General features: G+C 35.5%; 3 protein-coding genes. All 3 read right to left on the bottom strand.

What is annotated here, in order from left to right; all coding sequences use genetic code 11:
* Window positions 1–260 precede the first annotated feature (260 nt).
* From DZ60_RS0121540 to DZ60_RS0121530, 3 genes are read right to left on the bottom strand one after another with little or no spacing between them, the layout of a single operon-like run.
* A complete protein-coding gene (locus DZ60_RS0121540; RefSeq protein WP_025744085.1) occupies window positions 261–701 on the bottom strand; it encodes a hypothetical protein in 441 nt (146 codons plus the stop codon).
* Entirely contained in the window at window positions 664–5,610 is a 4,947-nt protein-coding gene (locus tag DZ60_RS0121535) for a DUF6443 domain-containing protein (protein ID WP_025744084.1), read from the bottom strand. Before DZ60_RS0121535 ends, DZ60_RS0121540 begins: the two co-directional genes overlap by 38 nt.
* Before the next feature lie 9 nt (window positions 5,611–5,619).
* Window positions 5,620–9,045 carry an RHS repeat domain-containing protein gene (locus DZ60_RS0121530; RefSeq protein ID WP_025744083.1) on the bottom strand — a complete coding sequence of 1,142 codons (3,426 nt, stop codon included), beginning with the start codon at window positions 9,043–9,045 and terminating at the stop codon, window positions 5,620–5,622.
* Window positions 9,046–9,621: the final 576 nt, after the last annotated feature.

The raw sequence follows: 9,621 nt of genomic DNA, 5'->3' as shown, positions 1-9,621 counted from the left end.
TGCCGCTAGTGTCTCACTAGTGTGCCACAAGAGGCTATACCAACATACAGCAAAAACAGCCATAAGTTATAAAACCATAGCCGTCTTAATCTTATAATTACTCCTACCCGAACATCTTTGACGGCACTAGCGAGACGCTAGCGGTAGCGGGGTAACTGGTCTTTATTGTTTTTATTTTCTTACTCGTACTGCTCCTCATACACCGCACAGATTGCAAATCTGCGCTATCATATCCGAGCCATCGGGGCAAATCTGCGCCATCACATCCGAGCGATCTGGTTGATTTCGTTTATAATGATTTCTTTATCAGATTTAGAATCTAAAATATTTAATTTTGTAATTTCTTTATCTAAAACAATATATAAGTAATTAGGATCTAAATTAAATTCTTTCAACAAAATAGGATTATCTCTAACATACTTTACTCGATAATCTTTTTCATCAATTGTTTTATTATTTATACTACTTTTAATAAAACTTAAGCGTGTTGTGTTAGGTGTTACAGATTTTAAAAGAGTTACAGAATTACAAGAGTATAGAGATTCTTGTGGAATCGAAAATACTAAATACAACAAATTATCTTTACCCTTATAAATTCCATTTATTGTCACGTCATCAACATCATATAACTCATTTCTAACACATCCAGATAAAAAGAAAATATTAATGATCAAAACTACTAGAGCTATTTTGTTTTTCATAAACTGTAGGTTTTTGTGGTGTTGTTTTTGTCTTTTCTTTTATTGATTTTGTTAACTCTCGTGGAGTTTCTGCGCCTAGATAGTCATCTACGTCAATTCTTTCTCCCACACCAGATTTTATAACATCTCTAGCCCAATCAGCACAAGTATGAGTATATCCCCAAGTATCTTTTTCGTTGATTTTATCAACAACTTTTTTATACTGATCTTTATTTAAAGAAAAATATAAACTATAAGTTGTAGATAAACCGGTATATGATTTTTCAAAATCTTTCATCACATCGGATTTTTTATTATCTGGATCATTAGGAGTAGCAGGGTGTTCATCTGGCCAAAGTCCATAAGTTGCAATTAGGTTTCCTTTTTTATCGTGTAATGAAATCCAAGCATGACCTCCAGTAAAATCTCCATCTTCAGCAATGTTTGAATGAATTCCAATCACTGCTTCTTTTTGATTCTTTTTACTTTTTCTAGGTGTATGTTGACTTCCATCAGTATTTAATCCTTGACTAGCCATAGCAGCTTCAAAAGAAACTTTATTCCCCTGATCATCTTCATATTGTTTTGTTTTAAAATTATAATGCTCTCCATCAGCTCCACTAGGATCTGCCCAGAATACTGGATTATTGTCAAAAGCTGTATATGTAGACATCGAATGATGAGTAACAGGATCAATAGCTGTCCAACGAGCTATTGCAGGATCATACTGTCTTAAATCCATCTCATAAAGGTCTAACCCTAAACTTTCTTCATGTTCTATACCATTGAACTTATAAGCGTGAGACCTGCCGTTTATGATATTATTATACCCTTTATGTTGTAATCCAAAGGGATAATAATTCTTTTCTTCTACAATGGTCAATCCTTCTTCGCCCTGAGTTATGGATACATTATCCAGATAGAAATAGGTGTCTGTACTTAGGGCTTCTCTCAAGCCTACTTTAAACTCGATATAAGCACAATTTTTGGTGATCGTATGTGCTTTGGTATACACATCACTGTCTACTGATCCCAAAATTGTACTCCCCAAGGTGGCTCCAGATTCACTCTTATAAATCATCCAGATAGTCAAAGGAAAATCTGATGCAAGTTTGTCTACTTCTAGGCGTATATTAACCTCTTCGCCAGCAGAAAAATCCTTATAGATTTTATAGCCTACTGCACTGTACTTGTTTTTTACTTTGGCTTTTAGTCGTCCGTTTTCGTGGGTGTAACTCGCCCCAAAGGTTACCCAACCATCAGCATCAGTATCAAATGTATGATCAACCAACGCAGCTGTACTTTGGTTTTTATACGATAAGCGAATATTGCCCAAGTGATCCTTATATTGATAGGTATAGGCAAAACTCCCGTTGTATTGAGGTTCTATATACCCTTCTGGGTGATTAAAGAATTCTAAATTCCCATTTTTATATACATAATTACCTGCATACTCAGTTTCTGTTAATGAACTTCCTTCTGTGACAATTTTTTGTTGTTTTGCCCCAGTGGCATCATAAATATAAGAAATAGTTCCGGTACCAGCATCATTAGAGATCTGTACTAATGTGGGTAAATTAAGATGGTTATAGGTAATACTGCTAATACCTTTATTTTGATCCGAGGTCATATTGCCATTATCATCGTATAGATAGTCATTGCCCATAGTGGCAGTATCTTTAAACCCATACTCGGTATGTCCCGCATCTGACACATCTAGGAGTTTGTTACCGCTATCATAGGTATAGGATAAGATATCCATAGCGCCAAAGGTAGTAGCTCCTTCGTTAAGATGTCCTGTTCTGTTTAGGCTAAGAATATTTCCTGCTTTATCATAACTAACCTGGCTTAGGTTGTAATTACCACTGTTACTAATACCCGCAGTGATACGATTAAGCGCATCATACTGATAGGTATAATATCGCGTTGTATCATCGTTGGTTGTTTTCCATTGTGTTTCTGAGATGTTACCATTGTATAGAGGGGTAGCTCCATAGGTTGTGGTATCGTAATTGATCGCAAAACTGAATAAGCGATTTCCTAAATTAGAGGGATCATTAATCTTTGTTAACCAACCTCTAACGTTATAAGAATAGTCAATTTCTTCTAGGCCTCCACCCACTTCTTTAGATACTAATTGTCCTAAGGTATCATACTGATTACTCGCAATCAATTCTGCATCCTGATCATTGATGGTTTGTGTTTGGGTAAGCAGTCTTCCGATATGATCATACTCAAAATTATCGATCGCAATAATTGGGGTATTGTTGCCTTTGGTATGCGTTGTGGTGCTTTCTAGTACTTTTCCAACAAAATCTAATTGGGTTTGAGCCATGTCAGTAGTTTCTAGATACTCATTTTGACTCACTACATAAATAGGCCTTGATTTTTGGTCATAATAGGTAACAGTAGTGATCCAATCCTGAGTTTCTAACACTTTTACTTTGCTTCCTGTAGCCAATGTTTTGGTTTGGTAAGAAACAGATTCTCCGTATACAGTAGTCGGAGCATCAAATAGAGTTGACTCATTGGCTAAGAAATCATAATCGTCATAGTAACTCACGGTCAATACCTCTGCATTTTGAGTATCTGGATACCCATCATTAGTATAGTACATGGTAATTCCTCCTATAAGACTGGCTTCAGCGCTATCTACCCATAACGTATTGTTATAATTAGTAAGTTCGGTTTGTAAGGAGGTACGGTCTCGAGAATCGTTTATTTTTCCAGTGTAGGCGACTCTCCCAAAGACATCATACTTCGTAAAGAGCCAGACACCTTGTTCTTTTAATAAAGCATCTTGGGTAAGTACCGGTTGATCTAGGTTGTTATACACGATAGATTCCCAACCCTTGCCCGGGATTTTCTTTTCTACAAGTCGGTTGCGATAATCATAATGGTATTGATAACATAGTTCTGATAATTCTAGGGTCGATACACCGTTTGTGGTGGTTACTTTGGGTGGTATTACAAAAGTCAGATTTCCAAAATCATCATATATATAATAAGTGTCGTGTGGCTCACCATTGTTATACGTTCTTTTTAGTACTACTTGACCCAATTTGTTCTTGTATTCTTTGGTGGTATGATTATTTCCGTCTGCTGTTGTCCAGTTCTCGTCTTTGGTGATGTTGACAGATAAGGTATTGGCAGGATAACTTCCATTCTTGATGAGCTGTGGCTTTTCGGTATCATCATTCTCAAATTCTATAACAAAGAGTAGTACTTCTGCACTTGTATTGGTTTGCCAATCAAACTTAATGGTATGATCGCTATCACTGTTGGGATCAGCCCGCCATGCATTACCTGGAGCACCTTGTTCTAATACTCTGTTAACAGGAGAAGGCTCGAATATACTTTCTGAGTACGCGTTGATGTTTTCTTGATCTATCCCAATAAAGTCATCAGGATAGGTGTTTTTGTAATAGCTATTAATATTGGTATTAATATCTACAGATCGATAACTCCCAAAAGATCCAGAAGCCTCATAAGGTAAATATTGTTTTCCTTGTCTACCATATTCATCATAGGCAATGTGTGTAATAATATCCTGATCCTCATTGGATGCTCTGATACTATTTTGTTGCATTTCTCTACCAATTCCATCAAAATAGGTGATGCTTTCTATGACATCCTTATTGTATTTGATGTCTGTAGTTGTTTGCATTTGCTTTTGGTATAGTTGCGTAAAAATGTAATTTTCATTAGAAAACGTTACATCATCATAAGGCGTATAAATACACCCTTGTTTAGTGCCATACTCGTCTATACATTTGTCCTCGTTGTTGGCAACATACCCTGTGGGCTGGGTACATGCCAGTTGCACGGTTGCTGGATCTCCGAATCCATCATTATCACTATCTTCATACCATTGGGTTGGTTGTATTACTGTGTAATTAACTGTTTTTGCATCACCCCAACACCCTTCATCGCTTAATCCTCTGAGGTATATGGTACCATCATTGGATTTTGTAATCGATGCCGATGCATCTGCAGTACTGGTTGCTGTTGCACTATTTTGCCAATACCAAGTTACTCCGTTTGGAGCATTTGTTTTGGTAAGTACTGTGTTACCACAGTTTTGAGATTGTGTTGGTGAGGAGGGGATCTCAGGTATTTGATGTATCGTATAGTTTATAGTCAGGGCTTCACTCCAACAACCTGTACCGGTATTACGCGATCGTAAATAATATACATTACCACTAGTTCTTTCTAGTTCATAATCAGAATTGGCAGTGCTGGTACCATTCGCAGTGCTTTGCCAGTACCAATCATGATTAGAGGTTGAGTGTAATTGTTGCAGAAGAGTGGTAACACCGCAGACATTGGTAATCGATGCAAGGGTTGGAGTATCAGGAATAGTCTCATCAATACTACCATTACAATTATTATCTATTCCATCAATAGTACAGCCTTCAGATGCACTAGGTTTTATATTAGCATTGCTATCATTACAATCGCCTCCACGGGATACATAACCAGCTGGCTGATTACAGCTATTTTTAGTGTTGCTACTTGTACCATAGGTATCTCCATCTGCATCTCGATACCATGTGGTTACACTATGGACAGATTGGTCATTATCATTACAATCGCCTCCTTGAGTGGCATAACCCGATGGTGTTGTGCAACTTTGTAATGTGTTGTTATTCTGTCCATAGCCATCATTATCATTATCCAGGTAGTACGTTTTTATTCCGGTAATACTTGAGTTGTAGTCATCACAATCTAGGTTATCGGTCCAAGGTCTATAACCAGAAGGTTGGTTTACAGAACATTTTGTTTGTAATCCTATATAACCATCTCCATCAAAATCTGAATACCAAGCTACCGCATCGGGATGAACATCGCTGCAATAACTGGGGTCAGTCAATTGTGCGAAGATGAATAGTGGGCATATTAATACAATGTATATCAAATATTTTTTCATGATGCTTGCTTAGTTTTTGTATTGATATTTATTTCGAGAAATCAGATTACCTTCTTGATCTTTAGTGTATTCAAGTCGATTGAGATAGTCATATTGATAAAAAGTAGTATACCCTCTCGGATCTGTGATACTGTTGACCCCAATTAGTGGGTCATAACTGTATGTTGTAATCATACTTTCGGGAAGGCTAGTTCTTAAATTCGTTAATATAGTAGTTGAGTTTTCATCAACTTCTTCTAGCTCTTCTTCGGAAATTCCTAAAGCACTTGCAATTTGTTCGTAATTAGCGTTTTCTATTTTGGCAATGGGATACTGGTCATTATATCCCCAAAGGATACTCGTGTAATTGATATTCGATGCTTGATCATTATTGACTATTTTATGATATTGTAATAAATTACCTTTTATATCATATCTATCCATTTGTATTCTTGCTTCCATAGGCAAATCTCCTTTAGAAGACATCTGTTCCTTGGGCTTGAATAATGTATTGCTTAACTCAACATATTCAGTTTTTGACGATGAGATTATGTCATCGTTATGCTTAGTAACCTGCATAACAGGATAGGCAATTACATTTTGGTTCACCATACTATTATAAACCGATGAATTAATATCATAGGGATAATGGATATTAGTAGTTCGTGTATTACCATCACTTTTAGTAACTGAAGATTGGGACAATTGGTAATAGCTATCGTATGTTTGGGATTCTATAGTGCTCAGATCTTGAGGGTAATATGAAGTAGTCTTTGTTGTTTTGGGTAAAAACCTATTATCATACTCTTTATACGTATTGAATATATAATATTCATCCAATGAGGTATTTGTATTGTATAATCCTTCTTTTTTGGTGTCATACCCTATTTTTAAACCTGAAGGGTGAAGCGGGTTGTTGTCATTCAGACTTTCTGGATTGATCGTGTTACTTATTTGTAGATAATCAATTTCCTTTTGTGTCACCATTTCATGGATTGAGTCGTTAGTATTGTATCTAAATATTTGCTCATTATTAACCCTACCCATTGATTGATCAATGCCGTTAGGAACAACTGGGTATTCAGTTCGATAAAACAATTGTGGGCTTTCGAAAGAGGTTTTTGTATACCCATTTATATAATGATGTATTTTAGTAGCGTAGGTGTCGGATATTACTCTAAACATCAATGTACCATCATAATTTGATGCTATTAATGGGTTAGGTACATAACTCGGGATAGTTTCCGTGTATCGATCCTGATATTCTTTGACGTTAAGATAATAAATAGGCACTCCCTGATTTAGGTTCACAGGATTATAGGTTTTATAGGTATAATTTGCCCTATCATATCTATACGCCAGTTGGCTCGTATTTGTATCATTAGAGCATCCTAGCTCTATTTTGTAGTGTACTTCAGAAACTCCTTCTTGTAATATAACTCCCGAAGAATAATTATCATCCCCTGAATAATCAAAATGACGTTGCTTAAGAATTGCATTTGTTTCTGTATTACTATATTCTATTATACTTTTAACTCTTATTCCCCCAGTGGTCTTATTGATATACATGGGGTCGTCGTCTAAAGAATCGGGCAGTTCATGAAACCATACTTTTATGAAACCATAGACATCTTTACTTTTGTTGTTTGTTGTGAAAATCTTAAACTCATATGTCCCTTTAGGGATAATGATTGTTCCTCCACTAGTACCGCTTAAGGTTTTAGAATCCTCAGTATGACCATCACTTAATTCAATACCAAGTGCTGGACAAAACATAGGGATTTCAACATTTTCAGTATTTCGGTAGTAGGTTGCTACATCGGGATAATTTCCTCCAAAACTGTTTTGGTGATAACTAGTACAATCTTCTAACTTATTGATACTTGCCAAAATCCTACCATTATTGTTTGAGGTAATACTATGCGAGATTGTAGCATATACATCGGTGTCGAATGTGTAAATCGAACTATTTTGCTTGTAATCATCTGAAGCAGAAATACTATTATCAGATTTTAATTTTACCAAAATCTCACGATTAGGTGTTAATGCTACTTCTTCTCCTCCTGAATCAGCACTATACTCACTTTTAATTTGATTTTCTTCATAAGAAATAAGAGAGTATCCCCTTGTTGGGTAAATAATTTTACTTAACCCTCCGATCATAGTATGATCTGGACTCGGAGTTTTGTCAGCATTGTATTGGCTGTAAGGTATGCTTAGTGCATGGTTATTAGTAGCACCATTATAAAACCCCCAACGATCTTGTGCATAGGGTCTCTCATCTATACTATTATAAAATTTAGGAATAGCATTTTGATTATAATATTCAAAGTTATAAAAGGGAGTCTCATTTTTGGTAATTGAGGTTAATATATCTCGATTGCCTTCATATTCGAACTGATAAGCATGAACAATTTTACCTTCAGAATTGATGCTGTTTATACTTGAATACGTTATACGTGGCGTATTTAGATTAAATGTGAAAAGAATATTTCCGCCAGAGGACTCTATTGAGGCAAGCAATTTTCTGTAAATTACTGTTTTAGAATATCCTTCAGAATATCCATATGGAGAAGGAATATTATTACTACATTTAATTATAGGAAGGTTATAGTTATAATAACCAGATGCATAAAAATTAAGACTCTCATAAGAATCAGTAATATAGCTTAATGTAATTTCCTCATTATTAGGGAGTATCACTTTTGATAGCATCCAGCTAGACGTATACCCGGTAAAACCATCGTTAAAAATTATAGAATTGTTTTCTAAAGGTTCGTTTCGCTCTTTTTGATCAAAAATATAAGTAAAGCCTTTATCATCTATAAGTGTGATCTTATCAATACGGTTGTCATATTCTGGTTCCCAAGATAAAAATACGGTATAATTATGTTTCGATAAATAGACAGGGTTGTTGTCAGTATCAATTTTAAAGGAAAAATTAATCCCATTAACACTTAGTGTATATTTATCAGGTTCAGAATCTATCCTTCCTGCTAAAATTTGATCTATAGTGTTTTCGGTAATTTCACCATTATTGAAATAAGGAAGTAGGTGGGTGAATCTATAATTTTGGCTGCCATAATATCCTCTCGGGTGTTCATCTGGTATTCCTCTTACTTCTCTAACAACGGTACCTCCAGCAGAAAGGGACCAACTCATACCATTTATGGATGGTTTATCTTCAAGGATTAGACCTCCGAAACTATAATTTAAGGATATTGGCCAAGAATAACCATTAACTTGTATGGTATGTAACGGAATTTGGTAACTCATTTGTCCCGCACTTAGATTGACAGGGATATTGCCAAAAGTACCTAGTTTTCCTGCTTCAGGAGAGGTAGGAAACGAAATTAGACTGGCATCTATATCTGATGCGTCACCACCATCATCGGTTTGAGCATACATAAATAAGGTGCTACAACATAGCGCTATACTGACTACAAAATTCTTCATAAAGTACGTTTTTGATAACTAATTTTTTTTCCCGGCGGCAAACCTACGGGTTTTTTAACTATCCATATGGGTGGATATTCCCCTTTTTTTATTTTTTAGTTCAACGGCTATAAATACCAGATCAATAACACATAAAAAAGAACTATACTGCATTAATTTTGTTGGTTATCAAAAGTATTACACTTGTATGTTACGCTTTTTTACTTGTTGATCTCTTTGTTTTTCCCTGTATAGCAGCTCATATGTATGAGTTCTATATAGGTTTATGTCTCAACCCAAAGAAATGTTACAACCGATATGCAACTTTTTTTTGTTTTTTTACTGCTAATGAGATCTTTCCCCTTTTGTTAGATCATTACTTCCCCAGTAAAATGCAATACTACGGAAGAGTAGTTTCATTTTTTAAAACTGGTGAATTTTTGTTGGAATTTTTATAAAATTAAATAGACAGTTAATTTTTTGGGTTTAGATTTTTTGGGTATCGGCTTACAACAGACTATCGCTATATGTATTTTATCCTTCAAGTATTGGCCTTTTGTCCTCCAGCTTTGTGTGACGTCCTGAATAATCGTTACA

Origin of the sequence: Aquimarina pacifica (assembly GCF_000520955.1) — a bacterium.
GTDB classification, from domain to species: Bacteria; Bacteroidota; Bacteroidia; order Flavobacteriales; family Flavobacteriaceae; genus Aquimarina; species Aquimarina pacifica.
The sequence above is the reverse complement of the archived record's forward strand: the minus strand, read 5'-3'. Positions and strand labels throughout refer to the sequence as shown.